This window comes from Roseateles sp. GW823-FHT07B05 (assembly GCF_058794515.1).
The window spans coordinates 439421-464914 of sequence record NZ_JBXAGX010000001.1; the positions used below are offsets into that span (position 1 = coordinate 439421).

At 73.0% G+C, this 25494-nt stretch carries 4 protein-coding genes (1 of these 4 running past the window's edge); 2 read left to right on the forward strand and 2 right to left on the reverse strand.

Annotation, left to right across the window (positions count from 1 at the left end; all coding sequences use genetic code 11):
• Together AC1Q7O_RS01775 and AC1Q7O_RS01780 are read left to right on the forward strand one after the other, a co-directional pair.
• Nucleotides 1-15326, forward strand: partial view of an LEPR-XLL domain-containing protein gene (locus tag AC1Q7O_RS01775; RefSeq protein ID WP_492661837.1) — the end only. 24658 nt of this gene lie to the left of the window's left edge; 15326 of the gene's 39984 nt are visible here — the last part of the coding sequence; its start codon lies beyond the left edge, outside the window; its stop codon occupies nucleotides 15324-15326.
• Between the two features lie 38 nt (nucleotides 15327-15364).
• The gene (locus AC1Q7O_RS01780) at nucleotides 15365-23623 is read left to right on the forward strand and encodes an LEPR-XLL domain-containing protein (protein WP_492661838.1); all 8259 of its coding nucleotides are present in this window, start codon (nucleotides 15365-15367) and stop codon (nucleotides 23621-23623) included.
• An 18-nt stretch (nucleotides 23624-23641) separates the two neighbouring features.
• Here AC1Q7O_RS01780 and AC1Q7O_RS01785 read toward each other — a convergent pair whose 3' ends face one another.
• Nucleotides 23642-24781 (reverse strand): ROK family protein, encoded by a 1140-nt coding sequence (locus AC1Q7O_RS01785; RefSeq protein WP_492661839.1) that lies wholly within the window; start codon nucleotides 24779-24781, stop codon nucleotides 23642-23644.
• Nucleotides 24781-25491, reverse strand: a complete 711-nt coding sequence (locus AC1Q7O_RS01790; protein ID WP_492661840.1) for a ribonuclease activity regulator RraA — start codon at nucleotides 25489-25491, stop codon at nucleotides 24781-24783. Before AC1Q7O_RS01790 ends, AC1Q7O_RS01785 begins: the two co-directional genes overlap by 1 nt.
• Between the last annotated feature and the right edge of the window lie 3 nt (nucleotides 25492-25494).

Sequence of the window (25494 nt, forward strand, 5' to 3'; positions counted from 1 at the left end):
ATGAGACGGTCGGCAACGACACCGTGTCGTCCTACAAGGCCTGGGGCAACGTCAACGAGACCTTCCGCAACTACACGGTCAGCTGGACCAGCCTGGACCACAAGGTCTACGACCAGCGCGTCAAGCTCAGCTACGCGCTGACGACGCTGAGCACCGACATCAACGAGTACCGCGCCGTCTACGAGACCACCACCTCGCAGATCCAGATCGTCACGCCCAAGACCATCACGGTCTGGAAGGACGTGCCGGTCTACACGACGCAGACGCAGCTGCACACGATCACCGAGCTGCAGACCGTGGGCGCGCGCCAGTACGGCGCGGCCGACGCGTCGCTGACCGGCGCGTCCGTCGACATCGACGCCGGCGCCAGCGTGCGCCTGAGCGGCAAGGTCGCCGCCACCGGCGCACTGGACATCACGGCCGGCAACGAGCTCGCGCTGCGCGGCAATGTGCACGGCAGCCAGGCGCTGCAGCTGTCCACCGAACTGACCGGCCACACGCTGACGCTGAACGCCGGCGTCACGCTGCGCCTGGACGACTCCGCGCTGCTCAGCGGCACCGGCGGCGCGGGCGCCACCATCGCGCTGGGCACCGAGGGCACGATGTTCGTCGGCGGCGCCATCCAGGCCGCCACCGGCAGCACGCTGAGCCAGGTCACGCTGCGCTCGGACGGCGACGTCTTCCTCAGCGGCACCATCACCGCCGGCGCCATCGACATCGCGGCCGGCCACCAGTCCATCCCCGGCACCAGCACCGGTGCCGGCAGCGTCAGCGCCGACGCCGACACCCGCCTGACCGCCACCACGGGTGACCTGGTGCTGCGCGCCGGCGAGTTCGCCGGCAGCATCACCTTCGACACCACGCCGCACGCCAGCGGCGGCGGGGCCGATGCGGCGTCCATCACCGCCGCCGGCACGCTGGACTTCGCCGCGCCGGCCGGCCAGATCAAGATGACCGTCACCGGCAGCGGCGACAACGTCGTGATCTACGGCCAGGTCATCGGCAACAAGCTCAACGCGGTGGCCGAGGCCGGCATCGTGCTGGCCACCAAGGTCGCCGAGATCGACAACCTGCAGCTGACCGGCGCGGGCAACATCGAGCTCGTCAACACCGGCAACCTCATCATCCGTTCCGCGCAGGCGGCCGACGGCTTCATCACCGCGCGCGTGTTCGGCAGCCTGCGCGCCGACAGCGTCGCCACGCTGGGCGCCACCGACCGCAACGACATCACGCTGACCACCTACCAGCTGGAGACCAGCGGCGGCCAGGGCACGCTGGCGCTGCGCGCGCCGGCCGACCTGCTGGTGGGCACCCTGACCAACCTGTTCCGCGGCGACATCCTGCTGCGCGCCCAGGGCAGCGTCGGCCACATCGCCGGCGGCGGCATGCTGACGGCCGACAACCTCACCATCCTGACCGGCAAGGCCGTCGACGCCTCCGGCACGCAGCTGTCCACGACCGTCGACGTCAGCACGCAGGTCAACTCGCTGAGCGTGCGCAACACGTCGGCCGGCAACGTGCGCATCGTGCAGGGCACGCGCAACCTCGTCGTGCAGGACACGCTGGTCTCCAACGGCGACTTCGTGCTGACCGGCGCCGGCGAGGTGGACCTGGCCCAGGTGCACCTGGAAAGCAGCGGCGACGTGGGCGCCAACGCCGCCAACGCCCGCCGCATCGACGTGACGGCCGCCAGCCACCTGCGCGTGCGCGACGTGTCGGCCGGCATCTTCCTGCAGCGCCCCGAGGACCTGCCGGCGGACATGCAGTTCGACGGCCAGGGCACGCGCACCAACGCCGTCACCTCGGCCGGCAACGTGCTGCTGACGTCCACCACCGGCGCCATCACGCAGAACGCCGTCGACGCCGCCGTGGACGTGGTGGCCAACGTGCTGACGCTGCGCGCCGCCACCGGCATCGGCAGCTTCCAGATCGCCGCCAACAAGCTCGACGCCGTGACGACCACCGGCGACATCGTGCTGACCGACATGGACGGCGCGCTGGAGCAGTTCCAGGGCCTGCAGATCGTGCAGGCCGTGACGACCACCAGCGGCACCAGCCAGGTCACCATCACCGCGCAGAACCGCCTGCAGGTGGGCGCCGGCGGCAAGGTGCAGGCGGCCACGCTGCGCCTGACCAGCCGGGCCGACAGCATCGTCGTGGACGACCCGGGCAGCAGCAACCCCGACTCGCTGCTCTACAGCCGCGGCGTGTCCTTCGTGGCCGCCAAGACGCTGCAGCTCTACAAGTTCTTCCAGGCGCAGGAGCTGATGGAGTACCGCGCCGGCGACTACTTCCTGTTCGGCCGCCAGCCCGTCACCGCCGACAACCCCGACGGCGTCACGCGCCTGCTGCCGTCCAACCTGTCGGCCGACACGCTGATCCTGGAGAGCGGCGGCACGCTGAGCCTGACCGGCAACCTGAGCGCCAACAAGCGCCTGGAGCTGGTCTCCGGCCAGGACGTGCGCCTGACCGGCACCGTCACGATCAAGAGCAACTACTTCGGCGGCGGCAGCGACGCCGACCAGCTCATCGACAAGCTGGTCATCACCGCCAAGGGCGCCACCACCGTCAACCAGGTGCTGGACATCAACGGTGACGGGCTCTACACGGTGCTCAACGAGTCCGACCTGCAGGTGGACTGGAACGGCGACGGCGACCTGAACGACACCGTCAACGAGCGCAACACCACGCAGCAGACCGGCGACATCGTCGTGCGCCTGGCCGCGCTGCCGGCCGCTGAATACGAACTGCGCGCGGCCCGCGACATCCACGTCGCGCTGAGCGCGTCGTCGCTGACGCTGTCCGGCTTCGTCGGCGGCATCTCGGGCTTCGACCCGGCCAAGAACGTGCGCTTCGACGTCTCCGGCGACCTGACGCTCAAGGGCGGCCTGGTGCGCGCCGACGACCTCACCGGCACGCTGACCGTGCGCGCCAGCAACCTCATCACCGACAAGGCCTCCGTCTTCATCGCCAAGCGGCTGGACGTCGAGGTGGCCGGCCAGATCCAGGCCAACACGCTGATCGGCACGCTGCGCGCCGTCAGCACCGGCGCGGGCGCCATCGACATCAAGGAATCCAACGCCCTCGTCGTCGAGCTCATCAGCGCGCAGGACGGCGCCATCAACGTCGAGGCCGGCGGCAACGTGTCGGTGCGCAAGATCGTCAACTTCGCCGACGGCGATGACATCACCGTCAAGTCCGGCGGCCGCCTGCTCATCGACAGCATCGAGGCCGGCTCCAGCGTCGGCGCGCAGAAGACCGGCGGCACTATCACCGTGGACGCTGCCAGCGGCATCGCCGAATGGGCGGCGCAGGTGCGCGACGCCAACGGCAACGTCACCGGCACGGCCTTCGACAACACCGCCGCCGACCTCTACGCGTGGAAGGTGGTCGTGCGCGGCTCCACGGACGTGCTGCGCCTCAACTCGCCCAGCGACCAGGGCGGCAACGACACCGTCGAGGTGCGCGTGGGCGCCGGCGGCCTGCAGACCTTCGCCGGCACCAGCGTGTCGCTGGAGAACTCGCAGATCCAGGGCGGCGCCATCGTCGCCGTCGACCCCACGGCCGTGCAGGGCGCCGGCACCGATGCCAAGCAGAGCAGCCTCGTCGGCTTCGACGGCATGCGCGCCGCCGGCCAGATCTACGTCGTCACGCTGGATGGCGTGGACTTCAAGGCCACGCTGGCCGGGCTGACCGATGCCGACTTCAACGCCATGCTCAACCAGCTGGACACGGCCATCAGCGCCTACCAGGTCGGCGGCGTGGCGCAGTACAACGTCAGCGTCGGTGCCGACGACCGCCTGACCGTCGAGGCCATCCAGGACAACCGCGCGTTCACGGCCGTCGCCGCCGTGCACGAGCTGCAGTACGCCGTCGATGCCGGCGCCATCGCCAATGATGGCAGCACGCCCAGCACGGCGCCGGGCCAGAACCTGCCGCAGCTCAGCACGCTGACGCTGGACGCGTCCATCACCACCGTCGACGCCAACAAGACCTTCACCTTCCACGTCGGCGGCCAGACCTACACGCTGAAGCTGAACGACAGCTTCGGCGGGCTGACGGTGGGGTCCAGCGTCGCCTCGCTGATGCAGGTGCTGGGCGCCCACGTCGAGGCCGATCTCGCCATCGACATCGCCGAGCGCACGGTCAACTTCGCCGGCATCGGCAGCCTGTCGGCCACCACCAGCTACCGCGTCGTCGTCGGCACCACGGCGTTCGACTACGAGGCCGTGGCGGGTGACGACGGCATCTCCGTGGCCCGCGCGCTGGCCGCGCTGATCAACGCCGACGCCACCTACGTGGCCCATGCCGAAGGCACCGTCATCGCCATCTCCGGCGGCGTCAGCGGCGCCACCACGCTGACCGCGGGCACGGCCGGCGTCGCCGCCACGGCCGTGACCGCCGCGGCCGGCGTGGCCGTGGACGACACGCCCAACGTGCTGCGCCTGATGGCCGAGGCCAGCAACACGCCGTTCAACGTCGGCGTCACCAGCGTCAGCGACAGCCTGGGCTCCGCCACGACGGCCTACGTCACCGGCCAGGCGCAGATCACGACGCTGACCGTGCCGGGCTCGCCGGGCAACAGCCAGACCTACAACTTCTCGGTGGGCGGCCAGTCCTACTCCGTCACCACCGACGGCTCGGCCACCCAGGCCGAACTGCGCGACCTCATCATCGATGCCGTCAACAACCTCGGCGCTTCCGAGGCCACGGCGCAGGCCAACGGCAACAACGTGCGGCTGACCGGCAAGGTCAACGGCGACACCTTCAGCGTGACGACGTTCTCGGCGTCCAACACGCAGACCGCGGTGGCCGACCAGAAGGAAGTCATCCGCATCACGCCGTCGGCCGACCCGCTGTCCGGCGCTACCTACGCCTTCACGGTGGTCGGCCACAACTACAGCGTCACGACCGATGCCGACGCGACCCGCGCCGAGCTGCTGGCGGCGATGCAGAGCGCGTTGGCCGCCGACACCAACGTCGACGCCACCATCAGCAGCAATCAGCTGGTGCTGACGGCCAAGCTGGCCAACACGCACATCACGGCCAGCTTCGGCGACGCCACCGTCAGCAGCCTGGCCTACAGCGCCAGCCTGCAGACGGCCGCCGACGCCACCCACGCCCAGGTCTCGCACGTCGTGTTCGGCAACACCGCGCTGTTCGCCGGCGACCTGGTGTCGGTCGGCATCAACGGCAAGGGCTACACCGTCACCGTGCAGGCCGGCCAGACGACGTGGACGGCCGTGCTGGGCCAGCTGAAGACGGCCATCAACAACGACGTGCAGCAGCCCGTCACCGCCGACATCGACACCGGCACCCGCACGCTGATGCTGAACGGCGACGACGTCGGCGTGGTCTTCACCGTCAGCCAGGGCACCGTGTCCGGCGGCGCCGCCGCGCCGGTGCTGGTGCAGGGCGCCGGTGCCGATGCCACGCAGGTGTCGCTGCTGGACCTGAACGCCACCACGCTGGGCCTGCACGACCGCCTGTCGGTGGTCGTCGACGGCAAGACCTACAGCGTCAGCGTCGACGGCACGACGGTGACCGCCTCGCTGGCCTCCGCGCTGTCCAAACTGGCCGACGCGATCAACAACGACAACAGCCGTGTCGTCAACGCGGTGGCAGACACGACGGCCTTCACGCTGCAGCTGACGGCGCGCACGGTCAACACCGCGTTCGACGTCACCGGCGCGCAGCTGGAGCACGCCAGCGAGATCGTCGACGGCAACGCCACCGGCGCCGCCGCCCAGACCGCCGCCGCCGGCGTGTCGCGCGCGCAGATCAGCGAGCTGCACACCACCATCACGCCCGAGGCCCAGCAGCAGTTCAAGCTGCGCGTGGGCACCAAGGATTACGTCGTCACCGTGGGCAGCAACGGCGTCACGGCCTCGCTGCCGTCGGTGCTGACGGCGCTGCGCGACGCGGTCATGGCCGACAACGCCCGCGAGGCCGACGTCGCGCTGGCCGGCAGCGACGGCCTGCGCCTGACGGCGCGGCAGGCCAACGACGCCTTCGAGACCGGCCTCGTGGCCACGAAGTCGACCAGCGGCGGTTCTAGCCAGGTCAACACCGACCCCAACGGCTGGGTGCTCATCGTGCCCGACCGTGTCGCCACCGGCACGGCCAGCTACACCGCCACCGGCAACCTCAGCGTCGTCGACCTGCCGGTGTTCTCCGGCGAGCGCATCACGCTGGCCGCGGGCAGCAACAGCTCGCTGGTGGTGGTGTCCGCGCTGGACGTCGGCGCCACGGGCGAGCTGACGCTCAGCGCCGGCAAGTCGCTGACGGTGGGCAGCGAGACCGGCGGCGGCATCGTCGCGTCCAAGCTCACCGCCACGGCCGGCGACGACCTGACGCTGGTCACGCGCGTGGGCCACCTGAACGTGACGCTGAGCGGCGCCGGCAGCGACTTCGCGCTCAAGCAGACCGGCGACCTCATCATCGACAACCTGTCGCTGCAGGGCGGCGACATCACCATCGTCGCCAGCGGCAACGTCACCATCACGCAGCTGGTCGGCACGCTGAGCGGCAACGGCAACATCAGCATCACGGCCGGCGGCAGCATCACCATCGGCGGCGACCTGGCCACGGCCATGAAGGCCGGCCACGTGACGCTGATCTCGCAGGGCGGCGACATCGACGTCGTGCTGGATGCCAGCACGATGGACGTGCAGTCGGCCGGCAACATCAAGATCCGCGACCGCGGCGACCTGACGATCTCCGGCCTCAGCAGCGGCCACCGCGTCGTCGGCGGCATCGCCCGCGACGCCGTGGACATCCAGTCCAGCGGCTCGCTGGCGGTCGACGCGGCCATCACGGCCACCGGCAGCAACGCCGTCACGCTGGCCGGCGCCGGCGGCACGCTGACGCTGACGCAGGGCATCACGACCGCGTCCGGCGCCATCACGCTGAGCGCGCACCACGACACCGGCAGCGCGCCGCTCATCAACTTCGCCATCACGCTGGGCGCCCAGGCCGACCTCACCAGCACCAGCGGCAACATCACGCTGAACAGCGGCAGCGGCTCCATCGACCTGACGGCCGAGACCTATCTCCACGCGGACCAAGGCACGCTCAGCCTGACGGCCGGCGGCCAAATCCAGCTTGGCAAGTTGTTCAGCGGCTCCAGCGGCGACCTCGTCGTGCACGCCGGCGGCCTCGTCAAGGCGGCCGTGCAGGACGGCGGTGAGGGCGACACCGACATCGTGGCCGCCAACGGCCGCCTGGTCATCACGTCCAGCGGCGGCATCGGCTCGGCCGCCGACGCGATCGAGATCCAGGTGCGCGCACTCGACGCCGTCAACAACGGCGGCGGCGTCGGCACGGGCGGCGCCATCAACATCGAGGAAGTCGACGACATCGTCATCGAGCGCATCCAGCAGGTCGCCAGCGATGCCACCGCCATCCTCAACGAAGTGCAGCTCACCACGCTGCACGGCAGCATCACCGTCACGGGCCAGGGCATCACGACGGCCGGCGGCCGCGTCGTGCTGTACGCCGGCGCCGCGGCCGGCACCGTCGCCGCGCCGGACGGCCGCTTCCTGGCGCTGAACGCCAACATCGTCTCCAACGGTGGCGCCGTCACGCTGATCGCCGAGGCGCAGAACCTCGTGCTGGGCGCCGGCATCGACGCCAGCGGCAGCGGCCCGCGCGGTGGCGACATCACGCTGCGCGCCGTGCAGGGCTCCGTGCTGACCGACGCCGTCGCCTCCGGCTGGGAGCGCACGGGCGGCGCGTTCAAGTCCGAGCTGGCCTGGGCGCTGTCCAACGGCCGCTTCACGGCCAACGCGGCCACCGGCGAAGTGGTGGCCTCGGGCCTCACGCCGGTCGAGCTGGCCACGCGCGGCATCACCGCCAACGAGGTGCTGCGCAGCGCCGGCGGCGCCTTCCTGAAGACCAACCACGGCCTCGTCACGCTGAACGCGCTGCACCAGGTCGGCGAGAAGGTTGACGGCTTCGACGTCAGCCCGCTGGCCATCTACATCAGCGCCGACAACGTCGTGGCCACCAGCAGCAACCGCGAGACGGTGGCCGTCGTCGCGGCCAGCGGCGTCACGCTGGGCACGGGCAGCGGCAGCGGCTCGCGCGCCGGCAGCACCGGCGTCGTCAGCCTCGACAAGAACAGCAAGCTCAACCTGTCGTCCACGCTGGACGCCAACGGCGACAACGTCGACATCGCCGCCAACGACGTCGACATCAGCGCCGCCGTGCGCAGCGCCGGCGGCAACCTGAGCTTCCGCACCATCGACCCGACGCGCACGATCTCGCTCGGCTCCATCGTCAACGGCGCGCTGTCGCTGGACAACACCGACCTGAGCAACTTCAAGGACGGCTTCCGCCAGATCGTGCTGGGCTCCGACGGCGGCTCCAACAGCATCCAGATCAACGGCGGCGCGGGCGGCGTGCAGCTCAAGGACGACCTGGTGCTCTACACCAACGGCGTCGGCGGCCACGTCACCATCGGCAGCAACCTGCAGGCGCCGTCGCTGACGATCTTCGGCTCGGGCGACACGACGCTGGTGTCCGGCGACGCCACCGCGACGACCGGCGAGATCTTCATCAACGACTCGGTGCGCATCTCCGGCAACCGCGTGCTGACGGCGCTGGCTGGCGGCATTTCGCTGGGCGGCACCAACCTGCACTACCTCGGCGGCGACAGCGCCTCCACCACCGACACGCTGACGCTCGATGCCCGCAACGGCAACGTGCACGTCAGCGGCCGCATCGGCGGCGGCGAGGAGAACAGCGACCTGCTGAACAAGCTGGAAGTGCTGAACGCGCAGGACGTCGTGTTCGACCAGGACGTCACCATCGACGGCGACCTCGTCATCCGCGCCACCGGTGTCGTCACGTTCTCGGGCTCCATCACGTTGCTGAACGGCGGCAGCCTGAAGATCCTCGGCACCAGCCAGATCGTGCTGAAGGGCAGCGTCGTGCTGTCCGGCGTCAACGCCGGCCATTCGGGCGACGTCGTGCTGGAAGGCGACGAGATCGACCTGCGCATGAGCGAGGCCCAGTTCGTCGGCAGCGGCGTGCTGACGCTGCGCACCACCACCGTGTCGCAGGCCATCGCCATCGCGTCGCCGGCCGGCGTGGGCAGCGCCAACGTGCTGAACCTCGACGTCGCCGAGCTGCGCACGCTGGCCGACGGCTTCGCCGGCATCGTCATCGGCCACCAGTCCGGCGGCCACGCGCTGGCCAGCGCCGGCGCCGTCACCATCGGCGCGCGTGCCGACCTGAACAGCCTGACCTTCAACGACAGCCTCACCGTCTACGGCTCCACGATCTCCGTGACGGACTTCACCGAGGCCGGCACCGTGCTGCGCCTGGGCGGCAACAGCCAGCTGACGCTGGACGCCAGCAGCCTCATCACGATCTCCAACGAGGTCGAGGCGCACAGCATCGCGCTGGTGTCCGGCTCGTCCGGCGTGCGCCAGGTGGACGCCGGCGCGGACGGCCTGCTGAACGAGGCGCTGCGCGCCGTCAACCTGAGCGTCACCGCCACCGGCGGCGTGTCGCTGGGCTCGCTGGAAGTCAGCACGCTCGACATCGTCAACAACGGCTCGGGCGCCATCAGCGTGACGACCAACGCCGCCCGCGACAGCTTCAACATCGGCCAGACGCTGGTGGACGGCCGCGTCAACATCCAGCGCCTGGCGCAGCTGGCCACGACCGAATCCGGCGCCATCGACTTCACCAGCCAGGGCGGCGACGTGACGCTGCTGTCCAGCGGCGCCGGCGCGTACACGCTGGGTGCCGGCGGCATCAGCCTGAAGGCCGCAGGCAGCGGCGCCGCGCTGCGCGTGCAGCAGCTGGTCACGACCATCGGCGGCACCCTCGCGCTGGAAGCCGCGGGCCTGTTGGCCACCAGCGGCGCCGGCCGCATCGCGCCCAGCGGCGGCGCCGCCATCAACCTGACGGCCGGCGGCGACCTGCAACTCGACACCGACGTGACGGCGCTGGGCGGCCTGGTCACGCTGACCGGCGCGGCCGGCCTGCGCATGGGCGACGGCGTCGTCCTCAGCTCGCTGGGCGGCAGCGCCAACGACGCCCGCCGTGTCGCCGTCGATGTGGCCGGCGATGCGCGTGTCTCCATCATCTCGGCCGGCTCGTCCATCGCGCTGGCCAGCAGCGGCGGCGCCCTCATCGACGGCCTGACCGGCGACGCCGCCAACCTGCGCACCGACGCGCTGCGCCTGACCGCCGGCACGGCCATCGGCTCGGCCGCGCTGCCGCTGCGCACCGACGTGACGACGCTGGCCGCCAGCGTCACCGCCAGCACCGACGGCCTGTACGTCATCGAGGCCAACGGCCTGCGCCTGGGCAGCGGCGGCCTGAGCCTGGCCGGCGCCAGCGGCGTGCTGCAGCTGGCCACGGCCAGCGGCGACCTGCTGATCGACCAGTCCATCAACCACACCGTCGCGGCCGGCGGCGACATCCGCCTGTCCGCCCTGGCCGGCGGCGCCAACCTGACCGTCTCGGCCATCGTCTCCACCGACACCGGCGCCGTGCAGCTGCAGGCCGCGGCCAACGTCGTGCTGACCGCGTCCGGCCGCGTGCAGAGCAAGTCCACGTCCGCGGCGCTGGACGTCGCGGCCGGCGGCAGCCTGCTGATGGCCGCCGACGCCCGCTTCGTCACGGCCGGCGGCACGCAGCGCCTGGCGGCCGTGGCCGGCGTCGTGCTGGGCCAGGTGGCGGCCGGCAACGGCGTCGTGGCCATCACGACGTCGGGCAGCATCACCGATGCCGACGCCTCCGGCGGCGCGCAGACCGTCAACATCGCCGCCGCCGGCCTGCAGCTCAGCGCAGCGGGCGGCATCGGCAGCGTCGGCAACGCCATCGAGACCTCCATCAACACGCTGGCCGTCCGCGCGGTGGCCGGCGGCGTGTTCGTCGCCGAAGGCAACGGCCTGGAAGTCGGCAGCGTCGCCGCCGTCGGCGCCAGCGGCGCGATGGCCGGTGCGCAGGGCGGCGGCAACATCGTCATCACCAGCGGCAACACGCACGAAGGCCGCCTGACCGTCAACCAGGACGTCGTCAGCACCGGCAGCGGCAACGTGCTCATCGCCGTCAACACGGCCGCGCTGAACCCGCCGACGCTGCAGCTCAACGCCACCGTCGACGCCGGCACCGGCGCGCTGACCGTCGTCGCCCAGGGCAACATCGCCCAGGCGGCCGGCGGCCTGCTGGTCACGCGCGGTGGCACGGTGGACGTGCGCGCCGTGGGCGGCAGCTTCACGCAGGCTGACGGTGCCCAGATCAGCAGCGGCGGCGGCAACGTGCGCGTGCAGTCCGGCACCGACATGACCGTGGGCCTGGTCGACGCCGGCAGCGGCGCCGTCAGCCTGGTCAGCGGCGGCAAGATCCTCGACGCCGACACGAATGGCGGCAGCGACGTCGTCGCCGGCACGGTGCGCCTGCAGGCCGGCGACGCCATCGGCAGCGCCACCAACGCGCTGGACGTGTTGGCCGGCGGCCTCGCCGCACAGGCCGGCGCCAGCCTCAACCTGGCCAGCAGCGGCAGCCTCACCGTCGCCGCCAGCGGCGCCGTCAGCGTCGGCACCGTGCAGGCCGACGGCAGCGTCGCGGCCGGCGCCCAGTCCGACGCGACGCTGGCGGGCGCCACCGCCGCGGGCGACCTGCAGCTGCGCGCCGCGCAGAACCTCGTCATGGCCGATGCCGAGCGCATCACGGCCGGCGGTTCGCTGGCCCTGGTGGCCGGCGGCAACATCGCGCTGGGCGACGTGCGCACGCCGGGCGCGGCCACCGTCGTCGCCGGCGGCAACATCACGGACGGCGACGCCGCCATCGACGTCACCGCCGCCTCGCTGCTGCTGCAGGCCGGTGGCACGGTCGGCACCGGCGCAGCCCCCATCGAGATCGCCGTGGGCCAGCTCGCCGCCGGCGGCGCGGGCGTGTCGCTGGCGCAGACCGGCGCGCTGATCGTCGGCTCGCTGACGGCCAACCTGTCCGTCGACGGCGCCGCTGCGCAGGCCGTGCAGGGCAACGGCATCGCCAGCGGCCAGAACCTGCAGCTGCAGGTCACAGGCGGCGACCTGCAGCTGGCCGCCAGCGCCACCACGCAGGGCGGCACGCTGGGCCTGACCGTCAACGGCGGCAGCCTGGTCATGGCCGGCGGCAGCGCCGCGGCCAGCCACGGCGGCACGCTGACGTTGTCGGCCTCCGGCGATGTCGTGCTGGGCCAGGCCGATGCGGGCAGCGGCGCGGTCGCCGTCACGGCGGGCGGCAACGTCACCGCGGCCAGCGGTGCACCGGCCACGCAGCTGATCGGCGGCGCCGCCAGCATTGCGGCCGGCGGCAGCATCACGGGCCTGAGCACCGATGTCGACAGCCTGCAGCTGGCGGCCACCGGCGCCGTCGGCATCACCAACGGCGGCGATCTGACGCTGGCCGGCGCGGCGCTGACCGTCACCGACTTCTCGCTGCAAGCCAGCGGCAACCTGACCCTGCAGCAGGCCGTCACCGCCAGCGGTGCCGTGTCGCTGCAGTCGGGCAGTGCGCTGACCGTGTCGGCCGCCGTCGCGGGCCAGACGTTGGACCTGGGCAGCACCGGCAACACCACGGTCAACGCCGCGCTGACGGCGCAGGCAGGCCTGGACATCAGCGCCGGCGCCAACCTGTCGATCAACGCGGCGGCCCAGGGCGGCAGCGTCACGCTGGCCAGCACCGGCGCGACCAGCCTGCAGGCCAGCGTCACCAGCACCGGTTCGCTGTCCGCCACGGCCGGCGGCTCGCTGAGCACCGCCGCACTGACGGCCGGCGGCGACCTGACGCTGGCCAGCGGCAGCGACCTGACCGTGGGCGGCGCCGCGCACGGCGCCAACGTCACGCTGACCAGCACCGGCGCCACCGCCGTGCAGGCCACCGTGCAGGCCGGCAACCTGCTGCTGGCCAGCGCTGGCACCACGCTGACCACCAGCGCCGGCGTCAACGCTGGCAGCGGCCTGAGCCTGAACGCCGGCACCGACCTGACGCTGGGCGGTGCCGTTACCACCAGCGCCGGCCCGGCCAGCCTGTCGGCGGGCCGCGACCTGACCGTCAACGGCCAGCTGTCCAGCGCGTCCAGCCTGGAAGCCCAGGCCCAGCGCGACATCGTGTTCGCCAGCAGCGCCAGCGCCGACGCGCTCGCCGCACTGCGCCTGCAGGCCGGCGGCGACATCCGCCTGGGCACGCTGACCAGCGCCACCGCCGTGTCGCTGATCGCCGGCGGCAGCATCCTCGGCAACGCGGCCGATCGCATCGACATCACCGCGCCGGCACTGCGCCTGCAGGCCGGCAACGGCATCGGCCTGGACACCGCCAACGCGGCCGACCGCCTGCAGACGCAGGTGGGCACCGTGTCCGCCCGCGCCGGCAGCGGCGGCATCTGGCTGCTGGAGCGCGACGCCGTCACCATCGACGACGTGGCCGTCAGCGTCACCCGCGTCGGCGCCAACGGCCAGCTGAGCACGGTGGCCGACGCCGTGCAGAGCGACCTCATCACCACGGCCAACGGCAGCATCGGCCTGCGCGCGCTGGCCGGCGGCATCGTGCTGAACGACGGCAGCGCGCCCGCCAACGGCGTGGCCGTGCAGGCCGGCGGCAGCGGCCAGGTCAGCCTGCAGGCGCAAGGCCCGGGCGCCGTGCTGGACGTGCCGGCGCAGACCATCGACCAGGCCGGCGACGTCGTGCTGGACAGCAACCTCGCGCTGCAGGGCGACCTCGTCATCAACGCCGGCCAGGGCGCGGGCACCGGCGGCATCACGCTGACCGGCGCCGTCGACGGCAAGCCGGGCGGCCCGAACGACACGCTGACCATGCACGCCGACGGCGGCGCTGTCACCGTGCTGGGTGCCGTGGGCGGCACGACGGCGCTGGGCGGCCTGGTCGTCGACGGCGCCACCGACGTCAGCTTCGCGTCCAGCGTGCACCTGACCGGCGACCTCACCGTGCATGCCACCGGCACCGTCGAGTTCCACGGCGACCTGCTGCTGGACGGCGGCAGCCTGCACATCGTCGGCGCGACGCGCGTCGTGCTGAACGGCGTCGTCATCGCGCAGGGCGACCTCGTCATCGACGGCGCCACCAGCCTGACGCTGGGCACCAGCAGCGTCGCCCACGGCAACGTCGTGCTGGGCATCGACGCGCTGACGCTGACCGGCCCGCTGACCTCGGCCGGCGGCGCGCTGACCATCCAGCCCACTGCCACCGGCCGCGCCATCTCGCTGGCCGAGAGCGGGGACGGCCTGCTGCTCAGCGCCGCGACGCTGGCCAACCTGCGCGGCTTCGGCGCCGTGCAGCTGCAGACGGCCGGCCAGGTCGTCGTCGCCACCGACACGCTCAGCGCGCTGGCCGCGACCGGCCTGGACATCACCGGCGCCGCCATCAGCCTGGCCGGCGGCAGTGCCAGCCTGCAGTTCAGCGACCACCTCGCGCTGCACGCCAGCGGCGACGTGACGATGAGCGGCCGCACCGCCTTCGCCGCGCCGGGCGCGGACTTGCGCATCGACGCCCGCGGCGCGCTGGTCATGGCCGCCGGCTCGCGCGTCACCACCAACGGCGGCGACGTGACGGCCGTGGCCGACGCCGGCATCACGCTGGGCCGCGTCGAGACCGGCAGCGGCGGCGTGCTGCTGCAGGCGCTGACGGGCACCATCGTCGACGCCGACAACGACGACGCCGTCAATGTGCAGGCCGCCTGGCTGTCGCTGCGCGGCCATGGCCCGGCGCTGACGCCCGGCAGCTCCACCACCGCCGCCGCCATCGACGTGGCCGTGGACCGCCTGGACGCCGACGACACGCGCGGCCTGATGCTGCGCGACACCGGCGCCGACGGCCGCACCCGCTTCAACCTGCTGGACAACGGCGTGCTGTACCAGCAAGTCGTCGCCGATGGCAGCCCGCTGCGCGGTTCCACCGCGCCCATCGCCCCGGGCGCCAGCGGCAGCGCCGCCGACGCGACGGCCCACATGGCCGCCTGGCTGCAGGCGCTGCGCCCGCTGGCCGAACTGCGCCAGAGCTCGGCGCTGGACGGCCCGACGCGCCATGCGCTGTCGGCACTGACCGCCGCCGAGGGCGACGATCTGCCGGCCGACGGCGCCGCCAGCGTCTACCTGGCCACGCTGACGACCGCGCCCGACGGCCTGCCCGCCGCCGCCGGCCACGGCGCCGCGCTGGACCTGCTGTCCGACGCCGCCTTCGGCCTGGCGCAGAGCCTGGAGCGCGCCTGGCTGCTGGGCAGCGGCTCCGAGCAGCCGGCCGCCAGCGGCCTGCGCGCCGCCGCCGACGCCGCCTTCGATGTCTGGGAGGAAAGCCTGGCCCTCTGAGTCACGAGGGCGGCTGCCTCATCAAAAAGGAACACCCCGTGAAACTCCGCTCCCTGCTCCCGCGCCGCTGGCGCGAGGCCGCGCCAGCCGCCCCCCTGGCCGTCAAGCCCAGCGCCCGCGCCTGGAGCCTGGAGGCGCTGGAGCCCCGTGTGCTGCTGTCGGCCGACCCCGTGCTGGGCGCCGTGCATCTGGCGCTGATGCCGGTGGACGGCGGTGACGCCGATGTGCTGGCCAATGCCTATTCGGCGGCCCCGCAGGTGCAGTCCGCCGGGCCCACCATGCACGCGCTGGCGGTGACGGCGCCCAGCGGCTCCTTCCCCAATCCGTACATCGATACGTCCTACTCTCTGGACAACGACTCGTTGCTGGTCAGCGGCAGCGTCAGCATCACGGCGACCGCCGGCAACATCAAGATCGGGTCCGCGGGCCACAACGACTTTCTGTCCGGCAACAGCAGCGCCACCGTCGACACGCTGACGCTGAGCGCCACCGGCAACATCACCATCAATGCCGAGGTCAACACGGCAGGTGGCAGCACCGACCTGCTGTCCGGCCTCACCGTGCTGGCGGCGCAGAACGTCAGCTTCAAGGAAGCGGTCAACATCAAGGGCACGGTGGAGATCCATGCCAGCGGCACGGTCACGTTCGACAAGCCTGTCACGCTGTCCGAGGGCGGCAGCCTGAAGATCTACGGCGCCAGCGGCATCTACTTCGCCACCACGTCGCGTCTGGACCTGACGACCCCCAACGGCGTGACGCCCGGCGACCTGCTGCTGCAAGCCGACACGCTGACGCTGTTGACGCCGTCCAGCCGCATCAGCGGCACCGGCAACGCCACCATCATGCCCACGACCGCCGGCTACGGCATGGCGCTGTTCTCGGCGCCGGGCGTGCATGCCAGCTCGCTGACGCTGGACAACACCGCGATGGGCACGTTCGGCGCGTTCTTCCAGAGCTTCAGCTTCGGCCGCCAGACCGGCGGCCATGCCGATGCCAACAGCGGCGCCGTCTGGCTGGGCGGCACGACCGACGCCAACGCCTTGCCCTGGGACACCATCAAGGTCTACGGCAGCACCATCCAGGTGGACGACCTCAGCGACTCGCTGTCCTGGCTGCGGCTGGACCCCGGCGGCGCGCTGACGCTGGACGCCACCAGCCACGTGACGATCTCCAACGAGGTCGACGCGCAGACGCTGAACATCACGTCGGCCACGGGCCAGATCCGCCAGCAGGACAGCCTCGTCGACGGCGCGGGCCGCATCGGCGAGGCGCTGCGCGGCTACACGCTGACCGTGCAGGCCGCCACCGGTGTGCTGCTGCCCAACCTCGAGTTGCAGACGCTGGACGTCGTCAACTCGGGCCAGGGCCAGGTCACGCTGGGCCAGAACGCCGCGCGCGGCAACACCACCTTCCTGACCGACATCACCGGCGACCTGTCCGTCACGCGCCTGGAGCAGACGGCTGTCAGCGGCGCCAACGGCATTGCGCTGACGACGCAGGGCGGCAGCATCACACTGGCAGCCGGCGGCGGCAACCACATCAGCCTGGCCGGCACCGGCGCGCTGTCGCTGACGGCGCTGGGTACGGGTTCCGACATCAACCTGCTGGCCCCGGTCAGCCTGGTCAGCGGCGCGGCCACGTTCAGTGCGGCCGATGCGTTCACGAGCAGCGCCGCCGGCACGATCAGCGCCAGCGGTGCGTCCGCCGTCGGTATCACCGCCGGCACCGGCGCGCTGACGCTCGGCGCAGCCGTGACGACGGTGGGCGGCACGCTGACGCTGAGCAGCGGCGGCGCGCTGGACCTGACCGGCGTCACGCTGGACGCCGGCCCCGGCGGCGCCATCGCGCTGACGTCCGCGGGCGACCTCAAGGTGGGCGTCATCAGTGCCGCCAGCAGCATCGCGCTCACCTCCACGGGCGGCGCCATCCTCGACGCGCTGGCTGGCAACGGCGCCAACCTCGTCGGCGACAACGCCGCCGTGACGCTGACGGCCGCCAACGGCGTGGGCACCGGCGCCGCGCCGCTGATGACGACCATCGGCAGCCTGACGGCGACGGTGAGCGGCAGCAGCGGCGGCGTCTTCGTCAGCGAGTCCACCGCGCTGAGCATCGCCTCCGGCGGCCTGACGACGGCAGGCAGCGGCGCCATCGTCGTGCGCAACAGCGCGGCCGACCTGACGGCCACCGGCGCCGTGCATGCCAACGGCACGGGTCACATCCTGCTGGAAGCCATCGCCGGCAACCTGTCCGTGCAGAGTGACGTGCTGGCCCAGGGCGGCAGCATCAGCCTGGTGGCCGGCGCGGCGCTCAGCGCCACCGGCACGGCGGTGCGCGCCCAGGGCGCCAACCAGACGCTGGACCTGCGCGCGGGCACCAGCTTCACGCAGGGCGGCGCGACGCTGCTGGCCACGGCCAACGCGGCGCAGCGGCTGCAGGCCGGCACGGCCATCGCGCTGGCCGGCGTCGATGCCGGCACGGGCACGGTCACGGTCATCGCGGGCGGGGCCGTCACGGCCGTCTCGCAAACCGCCACGGTCACGGCCGCCAGCCTGCGCGTGCAGGCCGGGGCCGGCATCGCCATGGGCGCCGCGCCGCTGCAGACCAAGGTCACCAACCTCGCCGCCAGCGGCGCCGGCAACCTGGCCTTCAACGAGTTCGACGGCGTCGCCGTGGGCAGCGTCGCCGAAGCGGCGGTCAACCGCGTCGGCGGCACGGGAACGGCCACGGCGACAACGCCCGCCGGCGCGCTGGCCGGTCTGTTCACCAGCAATGGCGAGATCGTGCTGAACGCCGGCGGCGCCGTGTCGCTGGACAGTGCGGTCAACGCGACGGCCATCGCCGGCTCGCACCTGCGCGTCAGCGCGGGCACCACGCTGGCCGTCAACGCGGCGGTGTCCAGCACCGGCGGCCTGGTTTCGCTGCTGGCCGGCGGCGCGATCACGCACGCCGCCGCGGGCAGTGTCACGACGGCGGCCCAGGTCATCGACGAGCAGGCGGGCGGCGCCATCACGATGGCGGCCGGCACGGCCGTCAACACGGCGGGCGGCCGCCTGCGGCTGCAGGCCGCCGGCGCGTTGACGCTGGGCCAGCTGAGTGCCGGCAATGCCGAGGCCTGGCTGCAGGGCACGAGCATCATCGGCGCGGCCGGCAGCGGCATCGACCTCGTGGCTACCGACGCCCGCCTGATCAGCACCGGCACCGGTGCATCTGACGGCATCGGCAGCAGCGCCGACGCGCTGTCGCTGCAGGTGCAGCGCCTGGCGGCTCAGTCGGCCGGTGCGGGCGGGGTGTTCATCGCCGAGGCCGACGCGGTCATCGTCGATGCGATCGCCGCCACCACCTTCACCCGCGTGCAGGCCGATGGCAGCCTGGCCGCGTTGACGCCCGAGGCGGAACTGCGCGGCATCGGCAGCGCGGCCGGCCTGGTGTTGTCGGCCGGCGGCAACCTCGTCGCCGGCGTGGCCATGACCGCGCAACGCATGCGCCTGTCCGCGGGCAACGACCTGTTCGTGGGTCTGCTCAGCGGCGGCCTGACCAGCGGCGGCGTCCTCACGCTGTCCGCCGGGCGCGACCTGCAGGTGCAGGACAACCTGATCGCCACCGGCAGCCTCGACCTGTCGGCCGGCCGCGACCTGCTGATGAACCCCGGCACCAGCGCCACGGCGCAGGCCAGCTCCGCCTTCACGGCCACGCGCGATATCCGTGTGGCCAGCATCAATGTCGGCAGCACCAAGGCGCTGACGATCAACGCCGGCGGCAGCGTGACCGACGCCGACACGGCGGGCGACAGCAGCGTCAACCTCAGCGCCGGCAAGCTCGTGCTGCTGGCCAACGCCGGCATCGGGCAGGCGGGCAACGCCCTCGAGACCTCGGCGGCCTACCTGGGCGCGACGTCGGGCGGCGGCATCTTCATCGACGAGACCGACGCGCTGAACATTCCCGGCGCGCTGGGCAACAACTTTGGCCCGGTGCAGCGCATCGCAGCCGACGGCAGCGTCTTGACCGTCACGACCTCCGACGTGCAGGGCCTGAATGTGGGCAGCAGCGCACCGGTGGTGCTGCGCCTGCTGGGCGGCGCGTTGACGGTGGATGCCGCCGTGCAGACCCAGGGCGGCGCGATCCGCCTGGACGCCAGCGGGGCGCTGGCGCTGAACGCGGCCGTGGCCAGCAATGGCGGCGCCATCAGCCTGCTGGCGGGTGGCGCGGTGACGCAGGCGGCGGCCGGCATCGTGCGCAGCGGCGGCGGCGCGCTCGACGCGCAGGCCGGTGGCGCCTGGACGCAGGCGCTGGGCAGCAGCCTGTCCAGCGGCGGCGGCGCGCTGCGCCTGGCCGCCACTGGCGGGCTGGCGCTGGCGCAGCTGGACGCCGGCAGCGGCGCGATGAGCGTGACGGCCAGCCAGGTCAAGGACCTGACCGGCGACAACGACGCGCAGGCCGACCTCATCGCGGCCAGCCTGATGCTGCGCACCACCGGCACGCAGGCCGCCGACGGCGTCGGCACGGGCAGCGACCTGGTCGACCTGGCCGTGCAGCGCCTGGCCGTGGACACGGCCGGTGGCGGCGTGTTCCTGGCCCAGCCCGCGGGCGCGCTGCAGGTGGACAGCCTCGCGGCCTTCAGCGGCTCACGCGTGCAGCTGGACGGCACGCTGGCGGCCGCGGCCGTCACCGACGCGGCCCTGGCCGGCCTGCGCAGCAGCGCCAGCCTCGTGCTGCTGGGCGGTGGCAGCGTGGGCCTGAACGCGGCCGGCAGCGCCGTCGGCTCCGTGCTGCTGACCAGCGCCGCCGACCTGAACGTGGGCGCCGCGCTGAGCGGCCTCATCGTGTCGCTGAACGCGGGCAACGACCTGCTGCTGGGCGCCAACGTCAGCAGCACCGGCAGTACGCGCAGCCTGGACCTGCGTGCCGTGCGCGACATCACGCAGTCGCAGGGCGCCAGCCTCGCCACGGTCAACGGCGTCATCGCGCTGCAGGCTGGCCGCGACATCACGATCGAGACCCTCAACGCCGGCACGGCCGGTGCGGCGCTGATCGCCGGCGGCGCTATCGCCGACGGCGATGCGGCGGGCGATACCGAGACCGACATCACCGCCTCGGCGCTGCGCCAGACGGCCGGTGGCGCCATCGGCACCGCGGCCAATGCGCTGGAAACGGCCGTCGGCACGCTGAGCGTCAGTGCGGGTTCGCTGTCGCTGCAGCAGACCCAGGCGCTGGCCATCGACCGCGTCGCCACCAGCCTGCAGCGCGTTGCCAGCGACGGCAGCACGGGCGGCGTGGACCTGGGCGCCCAGGAAGACCTGACGACGGCCAGCGGCGGCGCGCTGCTGCTGACCGTCAACAGCGGCGACCTGACCCTCAACGGCGGCACGGCCAGCACCGAACAGGCCGTCACCTCCGGCGGCACGCTGCTGCTGCGCGCGGTGACGGGCAGCATCGCCACGAAGGCCGGCATCGCGGCGGCGGGCCACGCCAGCCTGCGCGCGGGCGGCGACCTCAGTTTCACCAGCAGCGGCGACGTGACGCTGGCCGACGCTGCCGGTCTGGATGCCGAGGCGGGCGCCTCCATCAACATGGCCGACGGCAGCGTGTTCGCCAGCGGCACGGGTTCGCTGCGCCTGGCGGCGACGCTGAACCTGGCCGTCGGCGCGCTGCAGACCGGCGGCGACGTCAGCCTGCTGGCCCGCACCATCAGCGACGCCGGCGGCACCGAGACCGATGTGACGGCGCGCGCGCTGCGCGTCGTGACCACGGGCACCGGCACGACGCAGGGCTTCGGCACCGGCGCCGCACCGCTGCAGCTGCAGGTGGGCACGCTGGCGGCCAGCGTGGCCGGCACCGGCGCGGGCGGCTTCTTTGCGCGCGAGGCGGATGCGCTGGCCATCGCCTCGGTGGCCGTGTCGGTCATGCGCGTGGCGGCCGACGGCTCGCAGGCCGCGCAGGCCGACGCGGCGCTGGCCGATCTGGTGTCGGGCGGCAACGTCGTGCTGGTGGCCGGTGGCGGCCTGAGCCTGGCCGACGGCGCCAATGCCGACGGCGTCGCGCTGCAGTCCGCCGGCAACGTGCTGCTGGACGTGGGCGGCGACCTGTCGCTGGCCGCGGCGCTGCGTAGCACGTCCGGCGCGGTCAGCCTGCTGGCTGCCGGCGGCATGAACTTGAACGCTGACGTTGCGATCACGCGCACCGGCCGCACGCTGGACGTGCAGGCCGGCGGTGCGGTGACGATGGCCGCCACGGCCAACCTGTCGGTGGTCGACTCGGCCATCCGCGTGCAGGCGGGCGGTGACCTGACGGTGGGCGGCATCGCTGCCGGGCTGGGCCAGGTGTCGCTGATCTCCACCGGCGGCAGCATCGCCGCCGCGGCGGGCCATGCAGGTACCGAGGTCACGGCAGCCTCGCTGCGGCTGAACGCAGCCGTGGGCGTGGGCAGCAGTGGCGACCGGCTGGACACCAACGTGCAGCGCGTCAGCGCGCGCGCGGCGGGCGGCGGCATCTGGCTGCAGGAAGCGGACGCCATCACCCTCACCGACGTGGCCGTCTCCGTGCGCCGCGTCAGCACGCTGGCGACGACCACCACCACCGTCGACGACGCGACGCAGTCCGACCTCGTCACCATCGGTGGCAACGGCAGCATCGCGCTGGCCACCACCAACGGCAACATCCTGTTCGCCGACGGCACGGCACCGGCCGATGGCCGCAGCGTGACGGCGCACGGCACGGGCACCGTGTCGCTGAAGGCCGGCGGCGCGACCTCGGTCGTCAACGCACCGGCCGGCACCATCGAACAGCAGGGCCCGGTCGTCATCGACAGCGGCCTGAAGTTCGACGGCACCGTGGCCATCACCGGCGGCCAGGGCGGCGGCCGGGGCGACGGGCCCATCACGGTCAGCGGCGCCATCGACGGCACCGCCGGCGGCGCGGCCGACAAGCTGGTCGTGACCAGCGACGGTGCCGACGTCGTCTTCGGCGGCGCCATCGGCGCGACCGAGCGGCTGGGCGGGCTGGTCATCAACGACGCGCGCAACGTCAGCTTCAACCAGGACGTGAAGCTGGCCGGCGACCTGACGCTGCAGGCGGCCGGCCGCGTCGAGTTCAAGGGCGGGCTGGACCTGAGCGCCGGCTCGCTGAGCATCGTCGGCGCGACGGAGCTGGTTGTCGGCAACGTCGTCATCGCCAGCGGCAACGCGGTCATCCGCGTCGACGCGCTGACCCTGTCGGGCCTCATCAGCGGCAGCGCCGCGGCCAAGGTGGAGCTGGCCGGCGCGTCCGGCGGCATGACCGTGGGTTCGGCCACCGGCACGGGCCTGGCGCTGAGCGCCGCGCAGCTGGCGGCGGTGCAGGGCTTCGGCCATGTGCAGCTGGGCCGCAGCGACCAGGGCACGACTGCCATCGCGGCGGACGCGCTGGCCACGCTGGCCACGCCGCACCTGACGCTGGCCGGCGGCACGCTGGCGCTGAACGGCGCCAGCACCGGCCCCAACGCGGCCGTGACGCTGCTGGACCTCGCGGCCGGGCAAGACCTGACGCTGGCCGGCACGCTGGCGCTGACGGGCGCGGGCGCCGACGTGCATGCGACGGCGGGCGGCGCGCTGCTGATGGCGGCCAACGGCCAGCTGGCCACGCAGGCCGGCGACGTGCTGCTGCAGGCCGGCGGCGACCTGCGCGTGGGCCGCATCGACACGCGCGCCACGGCGGGCGGTGCGACGGCGGCTGTGGCGCTGGCGTCGACCGGCGGCACCATCAGCGAAGCGAATGCCGACGGCGCGGCCGACGTGTTCGCCGACCTGCTGACGCTGCGCGGCCGCGGGCCGGCGCTGACCGGCGGCGCGTCGGAAGTGCCAGCGGCGCTGGACGTGCAGGCCAACAAGCTGGACGTGGACGCGCCCAGCGGCGTGGTGCTGCGCGACAGCGGCAGCGATGGCCGCACGGGCTTCAACCTGCTGGACGGCGGCCAGCTCTACCAGCAGCTGGTGGCGCTGGGCGCCCCGTCTCGCCAGGCCAGCCAGGCGGCATCGCCACAGCAGCCCTCTGCCGCCTCGGCGGATGCGTGGGCCTGGCTGAACGCGCTGCGGCCGCTGGCCGAGTCGCGCGACACGACGCTGGCGGCCAGCGTGGCGGTGCCGACGATGTCGGCGTTGTCCGTGGCTGCGTGGCGCGACGCGGCGCCGGTCTTTGCGGCCGACCCGGCCCCGCTGCTGCCCAGCCAGCTGGCGGCGTTGCTGAGCCTGGACGCCGCGGCGGCGGAGCCGCTGCCGCAGGACGCGGCGCGCTTTCGCGTCTGGACGGAAGAGCTGGTGCTTTGAGCCGGGGGCCGACGCCGGCTACGCCAGCGTCGGCTGCGTGAGCCGGTAGCCGGCCAGCGCGGCGGCGCCGACGGCGATGGCATCCGCGCCGAAGCGGGCCACGCGCAGCGCCGGTTCGGGCAGGCCGGCGGCCTGGGCGTATTCCGCCAGCGTGGCCTGCACGGGCGCCAGCAGCGCATCGCCCAGCACCATGGCCGGGCCGCCCAGCACGATGCAGGCGGGGTCGTAGGCGGCGGCCAGGTTCTGCAGCAGCACGCCGAGGTAGCGGCCGGCCTGGGCGATGTCGGCCGGCGGCGGCGCAGCGCCGTCCTGCCGCAGCAGCGCGCGGCTGTCGATCAGCGCCTCGGCGCAGCCGCGGCGGCCGCAGGAGCAGCGTGGGCCGTCGATCTGCAGCACCATGTGGCCCACCTCGCCGGCCAGGCCGCGCGCGCCGGTCAGCAGCCGGCCGCCCACGACGAGGCCTGCGCCAACGCCTTCGCCGACGAGCACCAGCAGCAGCGGATCGGCCTGCGGCGACGGGTTGAACTCGGTCTCGCCCAGGGCGGCAACGTCGGCGTCGTTCTGCATGAAGACCGGCGCGCCGGCCAGCGGCGTGCCCTGCAGCGCCTCGCGCAGCAGCGCGCCGAAGGGCACCTGGTGCCAGTGCACGTGCGGGGCGAAGACGAGCTGGTCGCGGGCCTGGTCCACACCGCCGGGCAGGCCCACGCCGATGCCGATGATCTGCTGGGCGTCGCCACAGCGGCCGGCCACGGCCAGCATGGTGCGCGTCAGCGCCAGGATGCAGGCCTCGACGTCCAGCGTGGTGTCGTAGGCGGCGCTCTTCGCGGCCAGCACCTCGCCGGTCAGCGACGTCAGCACCACGCGCACATGGCCGATGCCCACCTGCGTGCCCAGCAGCAGCAGCCGGCCGGGGTCGACGAACAGCGGCGTCGGGCGGCGGCCGATGTCGCCGGTGACGAGCACCTCGCGCTCCAGCAGCCAGCCTTCGGCGATGAGCTCGCGGGTGAGGGCGCTGACGGTGGACTTGGTCAGGTCCAGCGCGTTGGCGAGGTCCACGCGTGACAGCCCCGGCTCCATGCGCAACCGGCGCACGATGGCCATGCGGTTGCCGCGCTTGAGCAGGGCCTGGCCGCTGGCGTTCTCGACTTTCATCAGCATCAGCGGCCTTGCGTCGCCCGCCACGCGGCGAACAGCTCGGCCACGTCCGGGTCGGTGGGAGGGTACAGGCCCAGCACGCTGCGGCCGGCCAGCACCTGCTGCTGCACGAAGTCCTCGAACACGGTCATCTCGACCGCCTCGTCGGCGATCTCGTCGGCCAGGTGCGCCGGAATGACGATGACGCCCTCGGCATCGCCGACGATGACGTCGCCCGGGAAGACCGGCGCGTCGCCGCAGCCGATGGGCTCGTTGATGGCGATGGCCTGGTGCAGCGTCAGGTTGGTGGGGGCGCTGGGGCGGGCGTGGTAGGCCGGCATCGTGTACTTGGCGATGTCGGGGCTGTCGCGGAAGCCGCCGTCGGTGACGACGCCGGCGCAGCCGCGCACCATCAGCCGCGCGACGAGGATGCCGCCGGCGGAGGCGGCGCGCGCGTCCTTGCGGCTGTCGATGACGAGCACGGCGCCCGGCGGGCATTCCTCGACGGCGACGCGCTGCGGGTGCGCGCGGTCCTTGAACACGGCGATGCCGTTCAGGTCCTCCCGTGCCGGCATGTAGCGCAGCGTGTAGGCCGGGCCCACCATGTTGGGCAGGCCCGGGTTCAGCGGCCGCACGTCCTGGATGAACTGCTTGTGCAGACCGCGCTTGAACAGCGCGGTGCACAGCGTGGCGGTGCTGACGCCCATCAGCTTCTTGCGGGTGTCGGGGTTCATGTC